Source organism: Streptomyces sp. NPDC030820, from assembly GCF_055572075.1.
Genome location: NZ_JBVIEB010000012.1, coordinates 13,772 through 31,493, shown reverse-complemented (window position 1 = coordinate 31,493; position 17,722 = coordinate 13,772). Strand labels below are relative to the sequence as shown.

Here is a 17,722-nt window from a genome sequence, read left to right as displayed (position 1 = left end):
CTACCCGGCCTCGGTCGGCTCCAGACCGGTCCGCGCCTTGGGCAGGACGTTCTCGATGTAGTCCTCGACGGCCGTGTCGAGGCCTATGTCGTGCTGGGCGCGCTCGGACAGGTACCAGCGGTGTTCCAGGAGTTCGTGGTAGATCTCGGCCGGGTCCATCGAGCCGCGCAGCCGAACCGGTACGGCCCGCACGGTGGGCCGGAACACATCCCGCACCCAGCGGTGGGCCAGCACCTCCGGGCGGGCGGCGAGGGGGTCGCCCGGGGCGTAGTCGTCCTGGGTGGCCATCCAGCTCTCCAGGTCGTTCAGCAGCCGCCGCGCCTGGTTCTCCTCGGCGTCCAGGCCGGTCAGCCGCAGCAGCTGACGCTGGTGATGGCCGGCGTCGACGACCTTCGGCACGAAGGTGACGGTGTCGCCGTTCGAGGAGTGCTCGATCTGCATCTCGGCCACGTCGAAGCCGAGGTCGTTCAGACGGCGGATCCGGCGTTCGATGTAGTGGTACTTGCCCGCCGGGTACACCGAGGTGCGGGTCAGCTCCTGCCACAGGCCCTGGTACCGGGTGCAGATCTCGTGCCCGAACTCGACCGGGTCGACGGACGGGTGCAGCGCACCGGACGCCTCGAGGTCCAGCAGCTCTCCGCTGATGTTCACCCGGGCCAGATCCAGGTCGTACTCCCGCTGCCCGGGGCTCAGCCGCGAGTGCAGGTCGCCGGTCTCGGCGTCGACCAGATAGGCGGCGTAGGCGCCCGCGTCCCGCCGGAAGAGGGTGTTGGACAGCGAGCAGTCGCCCCAGGCGAACCCGGCCAGATGGAGGCGGACCAGCAGTACGGCGAGGGCGTCCATCAGCCGGTGCATGGTGGCCGGGCGCATGGTCGTCTCGAACATCGAGCGGTACGGCATCGAGCCGCGCAGATGCCGGGTGATCAGCACCGGCTCCAGCGGGGCGCCCGAGCGGTCGGTGCGGCCGGTGACCACGGCCAGGGGGTCGACGGCGGGGATACCGAGCCGGTCCAGGTCGCGCAGCAGCTCGTACTCGCGCAGCGCGGGGCGCTGGGCGAGCTCCTTGACGGCGATCACCTCGTCGCCGGCGTGCGCGTACCGCACGACGTGCCGGGAGATGCCCCTCGGGAGCGGCACGAGGTACTCCTCGGGCCACTCCTCCAGGGGCACGTCCCAGGGCAGGGCGAGCAGGAGCGCGGGGTGCTCCGGGTTCGTGGCACTGATCTGCAAGGCCATGGCACGAACCCTAAGGCCCCGTGCGAGTGTTCTAGGAGGCCCGGTCCCGGGCCTGCTCGGCCGCCGCGCGCACCGAACCCCGGTGGACCGGCCCGTGGCCCGGCAGCAGGGTGTCGCCGTCCAGCGCGCCGATCGTCTCGAGGGAGGCCACGACCCCGGCCCGCTCGTGGTGGAAGAAGTCGAGCAGTATCTGCGGTCCCTTGACCCGCGAGGTCGCATGGCCGCTGACCAGGGCGTCGCCGGAGATGACGATGCCCGCCTCGGGGAGGTGGTAGACGCAGTGGCCGTCGGTGTGGCCCGGGGTGTGCACGGGCACGGGGCGGCCGGGCAGGTCCAGCGGGCCCTCGCCGGGGAACGGCTCGGGAGCGGTGACCGGGTTGTGGTCGGTGCCGCCGACGCGGATCACATGGGCCGCCCAGGGCAGGACGCCCGGCCGCCAGGCATTGCGCACCACGTCGCCGATGGAGGCCTGCTGCAGGAACTCCCGTCGCGCGTGCGGCACTTCGGCCGGGTGCAGGTACACGGGGGTGCCGTGGGTGGTGCGCAGGTACTCGGCCGAACCCAGATGGTCGTTGTGCGCGTGGGTGATCAGCACGGCGGCGACCGCCTCCGGTGAACTGCCCACCTCGGCGAGGGATTCGAGGAGTCCCTGGCGGTCTCCCGGATAGCCGGTGTCCACCAGGGTGACGGCGTCCCCGTCCTTCAGGATCACCCAGTTGACGTGGTTGCCGTGCACCAGATGGATGCCGTCGGCGACTTGGTGTACCTCTGCCCGCATGATCTCCCCGAACCCTGTGCGGCTGACCGTCCGGGACAGCCAACCAGATGTGTCGGTGCCGCGCACCGGCGGGGCGCGTCACTGCACGCCGTGCGGCCGGAACTGGATGCTGATGCGCGGGCCCGCGGCCCGGGCGGTCTTCGGTACGCAGTGTTCCCAGGTCCGCTGGCAGGAGCCGCCCATCACGATCAGGTCGCCGTGGCCGAGCCCTCGCCGCAGCGTCGCGCCGCCTCCGCCCGCCGGACGCAGCAGCAGGTCCCGGGGCGCGCCCACCGAGAGAATCGCGACCATGGTGTCCTCGCGGGCACCCCGCCCGATCCGGTCCCCGTGCCAGGCCACGCTGTCCCGGCCGTCCCGGTAGAAGCACAGCCCGGCGGTCGTGAAGGGCTCGCCCAGCTCCTCGGCGTAGTGCCGGGACAGGGCGTCACGGGCCTCGTCCAGCACCGGATGGGGGAGCGGGTCGTGCGCCGCGTAGAAGGCCAGCAGGCGCGGCACGGCCACCATGTTGTCGTACATCCTGCGGCGCTCCGCGCGCCATGGCACGTCCGCCGCCAGCTTCTCGAACAGGGCGTCGGCCCCGCTCAGCCAGCCCGGCAGGACGTCGATCCAGGCGCCGGCGCCCAGCTCGGTCCGGCGCAGCCCGTCGAGCGGTCCGAGCCGCAGCTCGTCGGTCTGGTCGAACAGGGAGCCCTGGAGGTGCGTGGACATGAGCCCAGCGTACCCCTAATCGAAAATATGTTCCCTTGATTGGCGTGGAGCCTTGCCGCTGCACAAGCCTTTCGATACATCGGTGTATCCGATACATTCACGTATCGAACTTGGGAGGTGGCTGCCATGGAGGAGACGGCCAAGCGCGTCACCCGGCGCCGGGTCCACACCCGGGCCCGGCTGCTTCAGGCCGCGTTCGAGGTGTTCGCGGCCAAGGGCTTCGGGCGGGTCTCCATCGAGGAGGTCTGCGAGGCGGCGGGCTTCAGCCGGGGCGCCTTCTACTCGAACTTCGCCACGCTGGACGAGCTGTTCTTCGCGCTCTACCAGGAGCGCGCCGAGCTCATCGCCTCCCAGGTGGCCGAGGCGCTCGCCCAGGACGGGCCCGGACTCGACGTGCCGACGGCCGTGGACCGGGTCACCGAGGTACTGCTGCTCGACGTGGACTGGCTGCTGGTCAAGACCGACTTCCTGGTGCACGCCGCCCGCGACCCCGAGATCGCCCGGGCCCTCCTCGACCACCGCGCCCGGCTCCGCGAGGCGGTCGCCGACCGGCTCTTCCAAGCCCGCGGCCACACCGAACTGCCCGCCGTGCTCGGTGACGTGGACGGCGCCGCGCACGCGGTGGTCGCCGCGTACGACGGCGTCACCGTCCAGCTCCTGCTGGACAAGGACGTCGAGGCCGCCCGGGCCTGGCTCAAACAGCTGGTCACCGCCCTGCTCACGGACGGCAGCCCCGCCCCCGCACCACCCCGCACGACCCCCGCATGAGGATCGTCAGGAAGGACACAGTCACGATGGACGCGGACGTCATCGTCGTCGGAGCGGGCCTCGCCGGCCTGGTCGCGGCGCATGAACTCACCAGCCGGGGCCGCAGGGTGGCCCTGGTCGACCAGGAGAACGCGAACAACCTCGGCGGACAGGCGTTCTGGTCCTTCGGCGGGCTCTTCCTCGTCGGCTCGCCCGAGCAGCGCCGCCTCGGCATCAAGGACTCCTTCGACCTCGCCTGGAACGACTGGCAGGGCAGCGCCCAGTTCGACCGGCTCGACGACGAGGACTCCTGGGCGGTGCGCTGGGCCCGCGCCTATGTCGAGTTCGCGGCCGGCGAGAAGCGGTCCTGGCTCAAGGGGCACGGCATCGAGCTGCTGCCGACCGTCGGCTGGGCCGAGCGCGGCGACCTCAGGGCCGCAGGGCACGGCAACTCGGTACCCCGCTTCCACATCGCCTGGGGCACCGGCACCGGCGTGGTCGAGCCGTTCGTGAAGTACGCCCGCCAGGCCGCCCGGGACGGACTGCTGACCTTCCACCACCGCCACCGGGTCGACGAGCTGGTCATAGCGGACGGCACCGCGCGCGGGGTGCGCGGCACCGTCCTGGCCGAGGACCGCTCGCCGCGCGGAGTCGCCTCCAACCGCGACCGTGCCGGCGACTTCGAACTCACCGCCCAGGCGGTCGTCGTCACCACCGGCGGCATCGGCGCCGACCACGACATCGTCCGCCGCCACTGGCCCGCCCGGCTGGGCACCCCGCCGGCCGAGATGGTCACCGGCGTTCCCGCCTACGTCGACGGCCGGATGCTCGACATCAGCGCCGAGGCCGGCGTCCGGCTGGTCAACCGGGACCGCATGTGGCACTACACCGAGGGCCTGCAGAACTGGGACCCGATCTGGCCCGGCCACGGCATCCGCATCCTGCCCGGCCCGTCCTCCATCTGGCTGGACGCCCTCGGCCGCCGGCTGCCCGACCCCTGTCTGCCGGGCTACGACACCCTCAGCACTCTCAAGTACCTGCGCACCACCGAGGACATCGCCGGATACGACCACTCCTGGTTCATCCTCACCCGGAAGATCATCGAGAAGGAGTTCGCGCTCTCCGGCTCCGAACAGAACCCCGACATCACCGCCAAGGACCGCCGGGCCGTCCTGCGCGACCGGCTGGTCGGCAAGAGCGCGCCCGCACCGGTCAAGGCCTTCCTCGACAAGGGCGTGGACTTCGTGACCGCGGGCAACCTGGAGCAACTGGTCGGGAAGATGAACGCGCTGACCGACAAGCCGCTGCTGGACGCGGCCGAGGTGCGCCGCCAGATCGAGGCCCGGGACCTGCAGATGGCCAACCCCTACAGCAAGGACTCCCAGGTCCAGGGCATCCGCAACGCCCGCCGCTACATCGGGGACCGGCTCGGCCGGGTCGCCACCCCGCACCGCATCCTCGACCCGGCCGCGGGCCCCCTCATCGGCGTCCGGCTGCACGTGCTCACCCGCAAGACCCTCGGCGGCATCCAGACCGACCTCGACTCCCGCGCCCTGGCAGCCGACGGCACGCCGATCGAGGGACTGTACGCGGCCGGCGAGGTGGCCGGCTTCGGCGGCGGCGGTGTGCACGGCTACAACGCGCTGGAGGGCACCTTCCTCGGCGGCTGCCTGTTCTCCGGCCGGGCCGCGGGCCGGCACGCGGCCGGGCACACCGGCTGACCTCAGCCCCTCAGCAGCTCCAGCAGGACCTGCGCGTGGCTCTGCTCCGGCGTCCTGGACGCGGTCAGCAGGGTCACGCGCTTGCTGCGGGCCGCCTTGCGCAGGCCGTCGAGGAGCCCGGCGGCCTCCGGAGCGTCGAGCTCCGCCTCGTAGCGGCCCCTGAACTCCTCGTAGGAGCCGCCCCCGTGGTACCACTTGCGCAGTTCGTTGGACGGCGTGAGCGCCTTCGGCCACTCGTCCACCTGGGCCGCGTCCTTGGCCAGGCCGCGCGGCCACAGCCGGTCGACCAGGACGCGCAGGCCGTCCTCGGCCTCGGGCGGGTCGTAGATGCGGCGCACACGCACGCTCACGGTCGGGCCTCTCTCGGGTCGCGGTCGGTGCCGCGAGCGTACTGCGGCTGCCCCGGCCACCGGGTTGCGACGCGGGGCGAGTTGACCTGAACCAGGCGTAAATCGGGGGCTCGCCACCCCTAGCCTGTATCACCCGGCACTTCCTCCAGGAGCCGCATGTGACGCCACCCAGCAGACAGCACCTCCGACGCCGTACCGCGGTCCTCGTCGCCGTCCCCGTCGCCCTCGCGGCACTCGTCGGCGCCGCCGGACCCACGGCGCCGGGCACGGCCGGTGCCCCCGGTGCGGGCGACCCCTACTTCCCGCTCAGCGGCAACGGCGGCTTCCACGTCCGGCACTACGACCTCACGCTCCGATACGACACCACCTCCCGGCATCTCGACGGCAGGGCCGTCCTCGCCGCCCGCGCCACCCAGCACCTCAGCCGCTTCGACCTCGACCTGAAGGGCCTGAAGGTCACCGGCGTCACCGTGGACGGAACGCCCGCGGTGTTCCGGCGCGACGGCCAGGAACTCCTCGTCACGCCACGCCACACCCTGCCCGCGGGCGGGGACTTCCAGGTCACCGTCACCTACGACGGCACCCCGAAGCCGGTCACCGACCCCGACGGCAGCGCGGACGGCTGGATTCCCACCGACGACGGCGCCTTCGTCGCCGGCGAGCCACAGGGCGCGATGACCTGGTTCCCGGCCAACAGCCACCCCAAGGACAAGTCGTCGTACGACATCACCGTCACCGTCCCTGAGGGGCGCACGGCCGTCGCGGGCGGCGTGCTGCTCGGACAGCGCACCGAGCACGGCCGTACGACCTTCCGCTGGCGCGAGACCGAGCCGACGGCCGCCTACCTGGCCACCGTCACCATCGGAAAGTTCAAGGTCGAGCAGTACACCACCCCCGACGGCATGCACGTGTACAACGCCGTCGATCCGCGCGAGGCGAGCGCGGCCGCACCGGTGCTGAAGCAGCTGCCGTCCGTACTCGCCTGGGAGAGCAAGCTGTTCGGGCCGTACCCGTTCCGCTCCGCCGGGTCGATCGTCGACCACGCCCCGGGCGTCGGCTACGCCCTGGAGACCCAGACCCGGCCGCTCTACGACTCCGCGCCCGACATCGGCACCCTCGTCCACGAGAACGCCCACCAGTGGTTCGGCGACTCCGTCTCGCTGACGGCCTGGCAGGACATCTGGCTCAACGAGGGCTTCGCCACCTACGCCGAGTGGCTGTACACCGAGCAGCACGGCGGCGACAGCGCTCAGAAGACCTTCGACGCCCTCTACGCCCGCCCGGCGAGCGACCACCTGTGGGCCTTTGCGCCCGGCGACCCGGGCAGCGGGAAGAACATCTTCGACACGCCCGTGTACGCCCGCGGCGCCATGACCCTGCACGAACTGCGCGAGGCCGTCGGCGACCGGGACTTCTTCCGGATCCTGCGCGCCTGGACGGCAGGGCACCGCGACGGCCACGGTACGACGGCACAGTTCACACAGCTGGCGGAGCGGATCTCGGGGAAGCGTCTGGGCGGGCTGCTGCGCACCTGGCTGTTCACGAAGGGCAAGCCGAACAGCGCCTGAACCCTGACCGGTTCCAAACAAGTGTCGGCCAGGGTCGACACCATGATCCATCGCAGAACCGCCGTCGCCGTTCTCGCCTCCCCGCTGCTGCTCACCGGCTGCGGCGGTGGAGCCGAGGCGACCGAGCGCGCGACACCCCCCACCCGCCCGGCACCCACCGCCACGCCCACCACCGCGGTCCAGGCGGAGCAGGCGCGCCAGGGCATACCGGGTCTCGGCCCGGCCAGGTCGGCGGCGATACCCCAGCGCTGCGAGCAGGCCGTCGTCGTCACCGGGCGCGGCAAGGACTCCCCGCTCTGCACGGTCGTCCTGCACGAGCGCACCGCCGCCGGCTGGCAGTCCGGCCCCGCCTGGCCCGGGCACAACGCCCTGCGCGGCTGGAGCGCCTACCACGTGCTGGGCGACCTGCGCTCCCCGCTCGGCGTCTACGCCCTCTCCGACGCCGGCGGCCTGCTCCCGGACCCCGGCAGCAAGCTGCCCTACCACCACTCCGGCGGCTTCCACTCGCCCGGCACCGGCTTCGAGGGCGAACCGCTCGAAGGCTGCTTCGACTACGTCATCGCGATCGACTACAACCGCGAGCCCGGCACCTCCCCGCTGGACTGGACCCGGCCGCTCGGCCCCAAGCGCGGCGGAGGAGTATGGCTGCACGTCGACCACGGCGGCCCCACCCACGGCTGTGTCAGCCTCGCCAAGGCCCATATGAAGGAACTGCTGCGCACCCTCGACCCGCACCGGCATCCGGTCGTCGTCATGGGGTACGCCGACTGGCTCGCCGCCTGAGCCGCCTAGGATCCGAACTCGTGTGCGCACATGTACTGGTCGCCGAGGACGACGAGAAGCAGGCCGAACTGATCCGCCGCTCCCTGCTGGCCGAGGGACACACCGCCACGGTGGTGCACGACGGGGCCGCCGCGCTGGAGGCGGCCCGCAGTCTCCGGCCCGACCTCGTCGTCCTGGACCTGATGCTCCCGGTCCTCGACGGCTTCGGCGTGTGCCGGGCGCTGCGCGGCGGCGCGGCCCCGGAGATACCGGTCGTCATGCTCACCGCCCGCTCCGCCGAGGACGATCTGCTGCTCGGCCTCGGACTGGGCGCCGACGACTACATGACCAAGCCGTACAGCCCGCGCGAGCTGATGGCCCGCATCCGTACGGTGCTCAGGCGCAGCGGGCGCGGCGTCGGCACCCGGGACGACGACCCCGTGGTCCGGGCCGCCGGGATCAGCGTCGATCCCGTACGGCACGAGGTGCGTTGCGACGGCGCGACCGTGGACTGCACGCCCGCCGAGTTCCAGATCCTGCTGGCCATGGCCGCGGAGCCGGAACGGGTGTTCACCCGGCGGCAGTTGCTGCAGTGCACCCGCGGCTTCGACCGGGCCTCGACCGAGCGGGCCGTCGACGTGCACATCATGAACCTGCGCCGCAAGATCGAGCCCGACCCGCGTCGGCCGGTGCGGCTCCTGACCGTGTTCGGCGTCGGCTACAAGCTGAGCGGCACCCGGCCGTGAAGCGGGGGTGCCGAGGTTGGTGGGGGTGGCTGCGGGGTGCGGGCGGTGATGAGGTTGGTGGGAGTGCCTGCGTGGCGGCGGGACCCGAGGTCGGTGGCGGTGTCTGTGTGTGCGTGTCGGTGCGGAGTGGGGGCGAGGTGCCCGTGGCGAAGCGGTGCCAAGCGGGGCGGGAGGCGCCTGTGTGGCGTTGCGGTGCCGAGCAGGGTGGGGATGGCTGTGTGGTGCGGCGGTGCCGAGTCGGGTGGGGATGGCTGTGTGGTGCGGCGGTGCCGAGTCGGGTGGGAGGTGTCGGCGGGTGCCAGCCGGTTGGGGGGCGTCCTTGAGGCGCCGGCAGTTTCGAGAAGGGCGGCGGTCCCTGTGAGGCGACGGCAGGTCCGAGGCGCGCGGGGGTGCCCGTGAGGTGTCGGCGGCTCCGGGGCCGGTCGGGGACGTCCGTCCCGCGTGGGGAGGGCGGCGCCGGCCGGAAAGCCGCCGTGAAGCGTCGGATCCCGCTGCGCAAGCGGCTTCTCGTCCGGCTGCTGTCCGTCTCCGCCCTGATCGCGGTCTGTTCGGTGGCCGCCACCGCCTGGCTCGCGGTGACCACCACCACCAGCGCACTGAAGGAGGAGCAGGGCCAGGACCTCGCGGCCGACAACCGCATCCTGGCCCGGCTCAGCGGATACGCGGCCACCCACTCCGACTGGACGGACGTCCGCCGTACGGTCCGGCAGTTGGCCGCCGAGACCGGACGCCGGATCGCGCTCACCACCGCCGACCGCACCCTCGTCGCCGACTCCGCGCCCCGCGGCACCCCGCTGCCGCCCCGGCCCGCCGCCACCGTCGACCCGCTGCGCACCGACACCTACAGCGAGACCGGCGCCCAGCTCAGCGGCATCGACCCGCGCGTGGTCGGCCCCTACCGGCTCCCGGCGAAGGAACGCGCGAAGCTGGACGCGCTGGCCGCCAAGCGCAGGCAGTGCTACGAGCGTTACGGCCTCCAGCCCGGCGTCGTCCGCACGGTGGGCGGGCGGCCCGTCGTCACCCTCCCGGACGGCACCGACCCGGCCGGCTACGGCGCGGCGGTGTGCGAGGACGGACAGCTCAACACGCCCACGCCGACGGAACACAAGGCCCTGGCCGACCTCACCGACCTCGCCCGGCCCTGTCTGAAACAGGCCGGCCTGGACCTCGGCGGCCGGCTCTTCCTCACCTACGACCCCAGCGGCAAGGACCCCTTCGGCGGCGGCTACTTGGTCGCCAAGTACGCCAGGGCGGGCAAGGCGGCGACGGCGCGGGCGGCCCAGCACTGCATGCTGACCGCCCGGCGTACCCAACTGGAGCCCTATGTCGCCCCGGTGGCCGACCTGTTCCTCGGCATCGGCGACCAGAACCCCTCCCGCTTCGACATGTCCCCGGCCAACAAGGCCAAGGTGATCGGCGCCGCCGGACTGGTCCTGGCCGTCACCGTCGCCGTGACCGCCCTCGTCGCCACTCGGCTGGTACGGCCGCTGCGCGCGCTGACCGAGGCCGCCCAGCAGCCACCCGACCTGCACGTACGGGTCCCGGTGACCACCCGGGACGAGACCGGCATCCTCGCCGAGGCCTTCAACGACCTGACCGAGCGCCGGGCGCGCCTGGAGGCCCAGCGCAAGGCGATGGTCAGCGACATAGCGCACGAACTGCGCAGCCCGCTCACCAACATCCGCGGCTGGCTGGAGGTCGTCCGCGACGGAGTCGTCGAGCCCGACCCGCCGCTGCTGGACTCGCTGCACGAGGAGGCGCTCGTCCTTCAGCGGATCATCGACGACCTGCAGGACCTCGCCGCCGCCGACGCCGGCACCCTGCGGCTGCACCGCGAGCCCCTGCGGGCCGGCGAGCTGCTGGACCAGGTGGCCGCCGCCCACCGGGTCGCAGGCAGAGCCGCCGGGGTCGCCCTGCGCACCGAGGCCGACGCCACCGCCTGGCTCGACGCCGACCCGGTGCGAATGCGTCAGGCCCTCGGGAACCTGGTCTCCAACGCGCTTCGGCACACCCCGGCCGACGGCACGGTCACGCTCGCCGCCCGCCGTGACGGCGCCGACGTCGTGCTGACCGTCACCGACACCGGCACGGGGATCGCGCCCGAGGACCTGCCGCACGTCTTCGACCGGTTCTGGCGCGCCGAGAAGTCCCGCAGCCGCCGCACCGGCGGCAGCGGCCTGGGCCTGCCGATCGTGCGCCACCTGCTCGCCGCCCACAACGGCACGGCCGAGGCCGCGAGCCGGCCTGGCCGGGGCGCGGTCTTCACCCTGCGGCTGCCCGCGGCCGACCCACCCGCGGACCACACCTGATCGCCTCCGATTCCCCGCGCGCACCAGGGGTACTCCGGTCGCGCGGCGCAGTCGAGGGAGATCAGGCCATGAGCGCACCGGAGGACCTGCCGGTCGTGTCCACGCTCGCCGAGCTGGCCCGCCTGGTGGGCGAGCAGCAGGGGCTGTACGTCCGCTGGTCCCAGGGGCCCGGCACCGACCTCGTCGAGGTCTCCAGCACCGACGACCTCACCGGCGTACCCATGCCCGGGCTGTCCGCGAGTCCGCTCGACATCGAAAGCTGGTGGGCGGACCGGTCGGTGGAGCTGTGGGTGGCGCGCCGTCTCTACGACTATGCGCACCTGCCGCACGACAAGGGCCCCGGTGTACGTCCCTGGGTCCTGCGGGGCCGGGAGACCGGCCGGGGCCCAGACAACGAGCCGCTCGTCACCGATGCCGAGCCGCTGTGCTGGATCGCGGACGAGGTGATCGACGCGGCGAAGGAGGAGGTGGCCCGGCAGGAACGGGCGTGGGGGACCCTGCGCCGCAGCGGTCGCTGAGGCCCGGACCGTGGGCGCCGGGGTCAGCGGAAGCGCGGCCGGGAGCGGGCGTGGCGGTGCAGGTCCCGGCGCTCCGGCTCGGTCGTCCCGCCCCAGATGCCGATGCCCTGGCCGGTTGCCAGCGCCCAGTCCAGGCACTCCTCCCGGACGGGGCACCGGCCGCAGACCGCCTTGGCGTGCTGGGTCTGCACATGCGCCGGACCGGTGGTGCCGATGGGGAAGAACAGGTCGGGATCCTCGTGACGGCACGCGGCATGGTCGCGCCAGTTGTCCATGGAAGTCTCCTGGATCCGATCGAAGTCGTCCGTGCCTGCCGAATGCGTACTGCGGGTTCGGGTGACCGGTCGGGGCGGTGTGAAACGGTGTGTGCGGCGGGGGGATCGCGCGACGACCGCGATCCGGCCACGGGCGCGCCTACGGTCCGGGGCGAGCCGTACGCGTTCGACGGGCCGGGGAACGGGGGCGGACGGGCCACCGGGCCGTGGGCACCCGTACCCGACCAGGCACCGGGGGCGCGGAGTTGGGGGCGGGAACCGGCCGGGACCGCCGTTCGCCGCGCCACCGCCCGACCACCGTACTCCGCGGCGCCCTTCCGCCGGTGCGAAACGGATAAAACGTAACCGGACGAACGTGCGTGGCCGTCAGCGGCGCAGTGCCTCGGCCGCCGTCGCTGTCACCGCCTCGGCGAGCGCGGCCAGCGCGGGGGAGTCCAGCTTCCACTGCTGCCAGTACAGCGTGACGTCCATCCATTCCTCGGGCGCGAGGAGCACCAGCCGGTCCTCCTCCAGCAGCGGACCCGCCTGGACCTCCGGCACCATGCCCCAGCCGAGCCCGGCGGCGACCGCGTCCAGGAAGCCCTCCGAGGTGGGCACGAGGTGCCTGAGCGGGCCGGCGGAGCCGCGGTCCAGCCGGCGCACGAAGGCGTCCTGGAAGTCGTCCTTGCGGTCGAAGACCACGACGGGGGCCTCGGGCAGTGCCTCCGGCAGCGGCCGCCCGCCCAGGTGGGTCGTGGTGAACTCCGGTGCGGCGACCGGCAGATACCGCATCCGGCCGAGCGGCCGGACCGTGCAGCCGGGCACTGGATCGGCGGCGGTGGTCACCGCCGCCATCACCAGACCCTCGCGCAGCAGTGCCGCCGTGTGGTCCTCGTCCTCCCGGTGCAGTTCGAAGCAGAGCCCCGCCACCCGGGTCAGCGCCGGCAGGAACCAGGTCGCCAGCGAGTCCGCGTTCACCGCCACCGACACCCGCGTCGGCTCCCCGGCACCGCTCAGCCCGAGTTCACCCCAGGCGTCCCGTTCCAGCCGGGCGAGCTGCCGGGCGTACCGCACCAGCACCGCGCCGGACTCCGTCGGCCGCACCGGCTTGGTGCGCTGCAGCAGCACCCGGCCGGTGCGCTGTTCGAGCGCCTTGACCCGCTGGCTGACCGCCGACGGGGTCACGTGCAGGGCGGCCGCGGCGGCGTCGAAGGTGCCCTCGTCCACCACGGCGAGCAGGGTCCGCACGTGCTCCAGGGGAAGCTGGGTCATCACAACTTCTAAGGGTACTTAAGAATCTTTAGCTGTACTTGTGGGGAAGGGCTTCCTAGGTTCGAGGCATGCACCACGCCCTGACCGCCGCGGCCGCCGGATTCGGCACCGGCCTCTCCCTGATCGTCGCCATCGGCGCCCAGAACGCCTTCGTCCTGCGGCAGGGGGTGCGCCGCGACGCGGTCCTCGCCGTGGTGGGCATCTGCGCCTTGTCCGACGCGGTGCTCATCGCGCTGGGCGTCGGCGGGGTCGGGGCGGTCGTGGTGGCGTGGCCGGGCGCGGTCCGGGCGGTCGGGATCGTCGGCGGTCTCTTCCTGCTCTGCTACGGGCTCCTCGCCGCCCGCCGGGTGCTCAGACCGGGCTCGGCCGGGCTGAGCACCGAGGGGGAGGCCGCGGGCTCCCGGCGCCGGGCGGTGGTCACCTGTCTGGCGATGACCTGGCTGAACCCGCACGTCTACCTGGACACAGTGTTCCTGCTCGGCTCCCTCGCCGCCGACCGGGGCGCGCTGCGCTGGACCTTCGGGCTCGGCGCCGCGCTCGCCAGCCTGTGCTGGTTCGCCGCGCTCGGCTTCGGCGCCCGGCTGCTCGGCCGCTTCCTGGCCCGTCCGGCGGCGTGGCGGGTCCTGGACGGCCTGGTCGCCGTCACCATGCTGGCGCTGGGGGCGACACTCATGGCCGGATCCTGACGCCGGATGCCGCGCGGCACCCGTTCGGCGTGCACAGGATCGGTCCAGATAGTTAGGCTCTCGAATCGAACAGATGTAGCGAGCAACCTCTATCGGCAACAGGACACCCGTGGACACCAGCGAGAGCAGCAGCACCACCGAATCCGAGGCCGCTCCGGACGCCGCGGCTCCACCCCGGCGCGGCTGGCGCCGCTGGGCGATGGACACCCGTCCGCTGAGCATCCCGGCCTACCGGCGCCTGTGGACGTCGACCATCGTCACCGCCGTCGGCAGCCAGCTCACCGCCGTCGCCGTGCCCAAGCAGGTCTACGACGTCACGCACTCCTCGGCATGGGTCGGCTACGCGAGCCTGGCCGGTCTCGTGCCGATGGTGGCGTTCGCGCTGTGGGGCGGCGCGGTCGCCGACACCGTGGACCGCCGCAAGCTGCTGCTGGTCACCAACACCGGTATCGCGGTCACCTCGCTGCTGTTCTGGGCACAGGCCGTCACCGGGACGGACTCCGTCGCCGTCCTCATGGTGCTGCTCGCCTGCCAGCAGGCGTTGTTCGGCCTCAACTCCCCGGCCCGCAACGCCTCCATCGCCCGGCTGGTCCCGGCCGAGCAACTGCCCGCCGCGGGCGCGCTCGGCTCCACGGTGATGCAGACCGGCATGGTCGCGGGGCCGCTGCTCGCCGGTGTGCTGATCCCGGTCATCGGGCTGCCCGAGTTGTACCTCATCGACGCCGTGGCCCTGTGCGTGACCGTGTGGGCCGTCTTCCGGCTGCCCGCGCTGCCCCCGCTCGGCGAGGCCACCGCCCGCCGGGCCGGGGTGCGCCAGATAGCCGCCGGGTTCCGGTACATCTCCGGGCACAAGGTGCTGCTGCTGTCCTTCCTCGCCGACATCGTCGCCATGGTCCTCGGCATGCCGCGCGCCCTGTTCCCGCAGCTCGCGGCGCAGACGTACCACTCCTACGGCGAGGGGCTCGCGCTCGGTGTGCTGTTCGCCGGCATCCCGGTCGGCGCGGTGCTCGGCGGTCTGTTCTCCGGGGTGTTCTCACGGGCCCGCCGGCACGGCTGGATGGTCATCGGGGCGGTCGTCGGCTGGGGCGTGGCCGTCGCAGGGTTCGGGCTGAGCCGCAATCTCTGGGTGGCCCTGGCCTTCCTCGCCGCGGCCGGGGTCGCCGACATGGTCTCGATGGTGTTCCGCGGCGCGATCCTGCTGTCGGCCGCGACCGACGAGATGCGTGGCCGGATGCAGGGCGTGTTCACGGTGGTCGTCGCGGGCGGGCCGCGCCTGGCCGACGTACTGCACGGCACGGCCGGCTCGGCCTTCGGCCCGCGCGCCGCGGTGGCGGGCGGTGGAGCGCTGGTGGTCGTGGTGATGCTGGCCCTGGCCGCCGCCGTACCGGCGCTGCGCCGCTACCGGATCTGAGTCACACCAGGCCGCCGCGCCCCCTGGTCATGTACTGGTCCATCAGCTTGCCCCTGGTCGTCTCCAGACGGTGGGCGAGGACCTCGGCCACCGTCCGCACCAGCGAGAGCCCGAGCAGCGGGTCCTCCACGCACAGCGCGAGCACCGAGGGCCCGTCGAACTCGTAGGCCCGTACGTTGCTGAAGGCCACCGCGCCGAAGTCCCACTGGTACGGCGGGAACAGCCAGGACCAGCCGAGCATGTCGCCCGCGCCGAGCGAGGCGACGGTGACCCGCTGCCGCGAGGTGACCTGCTGGTCGAGGTGGACCGCGCCGGAACGGATCACCCAGAACCGGTCGGCGGTGCCGCCCGCCTCGAAGATGCGGGTGTCCTCCGGGAACGAGACCTCCTTGGCCAGTTCCATCAGGCGCTCGCGCTGCGCATGGGGTAGGGCGGTCAGCAGTTTTATCGCTTTGGTCATGGCGCGGGGCTCCTCGCCGAGGGGGTTCGGGGGTGCTTTCCCTAAGCCCATTTCAGCCGCTGCCGCCCCTCCGGGCACCTCGAAGGACCTGGATTTCCTCGCTGCGCGCCCGGTCCCGCGCCGGTTTCCGGACAGCAAGAAGCCCTGGCTGGACGGGGGAGGCCAGCCAGGGCCGTCTGCGGTGACGCCATGGAGGGAGGAAGGACGGTTCCGGTCACCTCCGGCATCACGTATGTATGAACGATAAACCATCCGGCGGGTGTTCTACCAACCGGTAGCAGGTCACGTGACCTGTTTCACGCCTTCCGTGGTGTCCCGCGGTCCACCCGGGCAGACGACCTCCTCCAGCACCCGCGCCACCGCCTCGAACGCCCACGCGCGGGCCGTCGCCTCCCGGGCGCCGTCCGGATCCGTCGCCGTCAGGTTCCGCGCGCGTTCCCGCCAGGCCCGCTCCTCCGCAGCCGCGTGCTCCCGGCCGCGCTGGATGCGCCGCAGCAATTCGTCCGCGTCCACGACATCGGTCATACCGGTCTGGTACCCGCATGGCCGCGGTGATGACACGGGCACCGGCGGTGTTTGACGGCTTCGGAAGGGGTGAGGCGGACAGGAGGAAGCCCGCAAACCGGGTATCCGTCCGGGCATCGCCTGAAGGAGGAAGGGATGCGCGACAAGCACCGGACCAGCTGCCGCGCGACGCTGCGGGAACCGCGCCGCCGTATGCCGTGCCGGCCGGCCGAAGCCCGCAGAACCGTGGAACGCGTGGTGGCCGAACGGTGCCGGGCCCGCGCCATCCCCTGCGCTCACACGGCCATGGAGGACGCCCTGCTGGTCACCTCCGAGCTCACCACCAACGCCATCCTGCACGGCGGTGGCATCACCGGCTTCGACGTCGATGTGGACTCCCGCGGCGTACGGGTGTCGGTGAGCGACCGCAGTGACGAGCTGCCGGTGGCCGCCCCGCCCGTCGACGAGCCTGTCCCCACCCGGCTCGGCGGCCGGGGCTGGCCCATCGTCTGCCGCCTGTCCCGGGACATCCGGGTCGCGCAGCTGCCCTGCGGCGGCAAGCGCATCACGGCCGTCGTACCGCTGCGCTGAAACCATGCGGAAGGTTCACGTCCGGCGTGTTTGCTCCCCGGAGCGAGGGGCAGGCGGAGTCTCGTGCTTCGGACCGGAGGCGCGCGCCCCGTGGGAACCGTACGACTGCCCGGATCCCCCTCCCGTCGGACCGGGCGAGCGACCCGCGGCGAACCCTGACACCACCGTTCGGGCCCGGCCCCAGAACCCCTTTCGGCCGCGTGCCCTGAAACCACGTTCAGGAGCGAATCCGCATGCTGACCGACATGCCGACAAGCCGTCCCGGCACAACCACCACGGACTCCGCCGCTGCCGCTCCCACGCGGCGGCCCCATGACGACGCCCCCGACACCGCGGCGCTGTTCGCCCGGCTGGCGCAGCTGGACGACGGCCCCGAGCGGGACGGCGTACGCGACGAACTCGTCACCGCCTGGCTGCCCATGGCCCACCGGATCGCCGGCCGCTTCCGCGACCGGGGCGAGTCCGTCGAGGACCTGCGGCAGGTGGCCGCGCTCGGGCTGGTCAAGGCCATCGACCGGTTCGACCCGTCCCGCGGGGCGTTCGAGAGCTACGCCGTGCCGACCATCACCGGCGAGGTCAAGCGGCACTTCCGGGACCGGATGTGGGCCCTGAGGGTGCCGCGCCGGGTGCAGGAACTGCGCAACCGGGTGCGCGTGGCCCGGCGCGAGCTCACCCAGCACCCGGGCAGCGCCGAACCCACCGTCGCCGCCATGGCCGCCCACACCGGTCTCACCGAGGAGGAGGTCGGCGCGGGCATGGAGGCCCTGGAGAGCTTCAGCACCCTGTCCCTGGACGCCGAACTGTCCACCGGAGACGACGGCTACAGCCTCGCCGACACCCTCGGCGCGACGGACACCTCGTACGACGTCGTGGTCGACCGCGAGGCCGCCAAGGAGGGACTGCGCCGGCTGCCCGAACGGGAACGGGCCATCCTCTACATGCGGTTCTTCGAGGACATGACGCAGAGCCGGATCGCCGACCGGCTCGGCATCTCCCAGATGCACGTCTCCCGGCTGATCAGCCGCAGCTGCGCCCGCGTCCGTGACGAGGCCATGGGCCGACGCGCGTGCGGGACGGACCCGGCATGAAGGCACGGGCGAC

At 72.7% G+C, this 17,722-nt stretch carries 19 protein-coding genes; 11 read left to right on the top strand and 8 right to left on the bottom strand.

All coding sequences use genetic code 11. From position 1 onward, the window contains the following. The 3 genes from ACZ418_RS29925 to ACZ418_RS29915 form a co-directional block, all read right to left on the bottom strand. Positions 1-1,236 (bottom strand): DUF4032 domain-containing protein, encoded by a 1,236-nt coding sequence (locus tag ACZ418_RS29925; RefSeq protein ID WP_468369034.1) that lies wholly within the window; start codon positions 1,234-1,236, stop codon positions 1-3. A 31-nt stretch (positions 1,237-1,267) separates the two neighbouring features. Continuing rightward, entirely contained in the window at positions 1,268-2,014 is a 747-nt protein-coding gene (locus tag ACZ418_RS29920) for an MBL fold metallo-hydrolase (RefSeq protein WP_468369031.1), read from the bottom strand. A gap of 78 nt (positions 2,015-2,092) precedes the next feature. After that, positions 2,093-2,722: an alpha-ketoglutarate-dependent dioxygenase AlkB gene (locus tag ACZ418_RS29915; RefSeq protein WP_468369029.1), complete on the bottom strand. Its 630-nt coding sequence runs from the start codon at positions 2,720-2,722 to the stop codon at positions 2,093-2,095. Between the two features lie 126 nt (positions 2,723-2,848). On the opposite strand from ACZ418_RS29915, the gene ACZ418_RS29910 reads away from it, so the two are divergent. Both ACZ418_RS29910 and ACZ418_RS29905 read left to right on the top strand, forming a co-directional pair. Beyond that, positions 2,849-3,490 carry a TetR/AcrR family transcriptional regulator gene (locus ACZ418_RS29910; protein ID WP_468369026.1) on the top strand — a complete coding sequence of 214 codons (642 nt, stop codon included), beginning with the start codon at positions 2,849-2,851 and terminating at the stop codon, positions 3,488-3,490. Positions 3,491-3,516: 26 nt separating this feature from the next. Continuing rightward, the gene (locus tag ACZ418_RS29905; RefSeq protein WP_468369611.1) at positions 3,517-5,190 is read left to right on the top strand and encodes an FAD-binding dehydrogenase; all 1,674 of its coding nucleotides are present in this window, start codon (positions 3,517-3,519) and stop codon (positions 5,188-5,190) included. Between the two features lie 2 nt (positions 5,191-5,192). On the opposite strand, the gene ACZ418_RS29900 is transcribed toward ACZ418_RS29905, so the two are convergent. Next, positions 5,193-5,540: a DUF488 domain-containing protein gene (locus ACZ418_RS29900; protein WP_468369023.1), complete on the bottom strand. Its 348-nt coding sequence runs from the start codon at positions 5,538-5,540 to the stop codon at positions 5,193-5,195. Positions 5,541-5,698: 158 nt separating this feature from the next. Here ACZ418_RS29900 and ACZ418_RS29895 point away from each other — a divergent pair, with 158 nt between their 5' ends. The 5 genes from ACZ418_RS29895 to ACZ418_RS29875 all read left to right on the top strand — a co-directional run bounded on the left by ACZ418_RS29895 (position 5,699) and on the right by ACZ418_RS29875 (position 11,443). After that, complete coding sequence (locus ACZ418_RS29895) at positions 5,699-7,108, top strand: M1 family metallopeptidase (RefSeq protein ID WP_468369020.1); 1,410 nt, start codon at positions 5,699-5,701, stop codon at positions 7,106-7,108. Between the two features lie 42 nt (positions 7,109-7,150). After that, a complete protein-coding gene (locus ACZ418_RS29890) occupies positions 7,151-7,891 on the top strand; it encodes a L,D-transpeptidase family protein (protein ID WP_468369017.1) in 741 nt (246 codons plus the stop codon). A 20-nt stretch (positions 7,892-7,911) separates the two neighbouring features. Then, positions 7,912-8,616: a response regulator transcription factor gene (locus ACZ418_RS29885; RefSeq protein ID WP_468369014.1), complete on the top strand. Its 705-nt coding sequence runs from the start codon at positions 7,912-7,914 to the stop codon at positions 8,614-8,616. Positions 8,617-9,089: 473 nt separating this feature from the next. Beyond that, positions 9,090-10,925 (top strand): sensor histidine kinase, encoded by a 1,836-nt coding sequence (locus tag ACZ418_RS29880; protein WP_468369012.1) that lies wholly within the window; start codon positions 9,090-9,092, stop codon positions 10,923-10,925. A gap of 68 nt (positions 10,926-10,993) precedes the next feature. Continuing rightward, entirely contained in the window at positions 10,994-11,443 is a 450-nt protein-coding gene (locus ACZ418_RS29875) for a DUF6098 family protein (RefSeq protein WP_468369010.1), read from the top strand. A 23-nt stretch (positions 11,444-11,466) separates the two neighbouring features. On the opposite strand, the gene ACZ418_RS29870 is transcribed toward ACZ418_RS29875, so the two are convergent. Further along, positions 11,467-11,718, bottom strand: coding sequence for a WhiB family transcriptional regulator (locus ACZ418_RS29870; protein ID WP_468369008.1), 252 nt, complete (start codon positions 11,716-11,718; stop codon positions 11,467-11,469). A gap of 366 nt (positions 11,719-12,084) precedes the next feature. Further along, positions 12,085-12,972 (bottom strand): LysR family transcriptional regulator ArgP, encoded by an 888-nt coding sequence (locus tag ACZ418_RS29865; RefSeq protein ID WP_468369006.1) that lies wholly within the window; start codon positions 12,970-12,972, stop codon positions 12,085-12,087. Between the two features lie 65 nt (positions 12,973-13,037). Here ACZ418_RS29865 and ACZ418_RS29860 point away from each other — a divergent pair, with 65 nt between their 5' ends. Both ACZ418_RS29860 and ACZ418_RS29855 read left to right on the top strand, forming a co-directional pair. Further along, entirely contained in the window at positions 13,038-13,655 is a 618-nt protein-coding gene (locus tag ACZ418_RS29860) for a LysE/ArgO family amino acid transporter (RefSeq protein WP_468369004.1), read from the top strand. 109 nt (positions 13,656-13,764) lie between these two features. After that, the gene (locus ACZ418_RS29855; RefSeq protein WP_468369002.1) at positions 13,765-15,066 is read left to right on the top strand and encodes an MFS transporter; all 1,302 of its coding nucleotides are present in this window, start codon (positions 13,765-13,767) and stop codon (positions 15,064-15,066) included. A 1-nt stretch (position 15,067) separates the two neighbouring features. On the opposite strand, the gene ACZ418_RS29850 is transcribed toward ACZ418_RS29855, so the two are convergent. Both ACZ418_RS29850 and ACZ418_RS29845 read right to left on the bottom strand, forming a co-directional pair. Then, entirely contained in the window at positions 15,068-15,526 is a 459-nt protein-coding gene (locus ACZ418_RS29850) for a cyclic nucleotide-binding domain-containing protein (protein ID WP_468369000.1), read from the bottom strand. Between the two features lie 282 nt (positions 15,527-15,808). Further along, on the bottom strand, positions 15,809-16,051 hold the full coding sequence (locus ACZ418_RS29845) for a hypothetical protein (protein ID WP_468368997.1): 243 nt from the start codon (positions 16,049-16,051) through the stop codon (positions 15,809-15,811). A 135-nt stretch (positions 16,052-16,186) separates the two neighbouring features. On the opposite strand from ACZ418_RS29845, the gene ACZ418_RS29840 reads away from it, so the two are divergent. Together ACZ418_RS29840 and ACZ418_RS29835 are read left to right on the top strand one after the other, a co-directional pair. Further along, positions 16,187-16,621, top strand: coding sequence for an ATP-binding protein (locus ACZ418_RS29840; protein ID WP_468368994.1), 435 nt, complete (start codon positions 16,187-16,189; stop codon positions 16,619-16,621). 233 nt (positions 16,622-16,854) lie between these two features. Further along, positions 16,855-17,709 carry a SigB/SigF/SigG family RNA polymerase sigma factor gene (locus ACZ418_RS29835; RefSeq protein WP_468368992.1) on the top strand — a complete coding sequence of 285 codons (855 nt, stop codon included), beginning with the start codon at positions 16,855-16,857 and terminating at the stop codon, positions 17,707-17,709. The last annotated feature ends 13 nt before the right edge of the window (positions 17,710-17,722 follow it).

Bases quoted from the DNA above. Each gene is read 5' to 3' on its own strand.
- ACZ418_RS29925 (WP_468369034.1), bottom strand. From the start codon at position 1,236: ATGGCCTTGCAGATCAGTGCCACGAACCCGGAGCACCCCGCGCTCCTG.
- ACZ418_RS29920 (WP_468369031.1), bottom strand. From the start codon at position 2,014: ATGCGGGCAGAGGTACACCAAGTCGCCGACGGCATCCATCTGGTGCAC.
- ACZ418_RS29915 (WP_468369029.1), bottom strand. From the start codon at position 2,722: ATGTCCACGCACCTCCAGGGCTCCCTGTTCGACCAGACCGACGAGCTG.
- ACZ418_RS29910 (WP_468369026.1), top strand. From the start codon at position 2,849: ATGGAGGAGACGGCCAAGCGCGTCACCCGGCGCCGGGTCCACACCCGG.
- ACZ418_RS29905 (WP_468369611.1), top strand. From the start codon at position 3,517: ATGGACGCGGACGTCATCGTCGTCGGAGCGGGCCTCGCCGGCCTGGTC.
- ACZ418_RS29890 (WP_468369017.1), top strand. From the start codon at position 7,151: ATGATCCATCGCAGAACCGCCGTCGCCGTTCTCGCCTCCCCGCTGCTG.
- ACZ418_RS29875 (WP_468369010.1), top strand. From the start codon at position 10,994: ATGAGCGCACCGGAGGACCTGCCGGTCGTGTCCACGCTCGCCGAGCTG.
- ACZ418_RS29870 (WP_468369008.1), bottom strand. From the start codon at position 11,718: ATGGACAACTGGCGCGACCATGCCGCGTGCCGTCACGAGGATCCCGAC.
- ACZ418_RS29860 (WP_468369004.1), top strand. From the start codon at position 13,038: ATGCACCACGCCCTGACCGCCGCGGCCGCCGGATTCGGCACCGGCCTC.
- ACZ418_RS29850 (WP_468369000.1), bottom strand. From the start codon at position 15,526: ATGACCAAAGCGATAAAACTGCTGACCGCCCTACCCCATGCGCAGCGC.
- ACZ418_RS29845 (WP_468368997.1), bottom strand. From the start codon at position 16,051: ATGACCGATGTCGTGGACGCGGACGAATTGCTGCGGCGCATCCAGCGC.
- ACZ418_RS29840 (WP_468368994.1), top strand. From the start codon at position 16,187: ATGCGCGACAAGCACCGGACCAGCTGCCGCGCGACGCTGCGGGAACCG.
- ACZ418_RS29835 (WP_468368992.1), top strand. From the start codon at position 16,855: ATGCTGACCGACATGCCGACAAGCCGTCCCGGCACAACCACCACGGAC.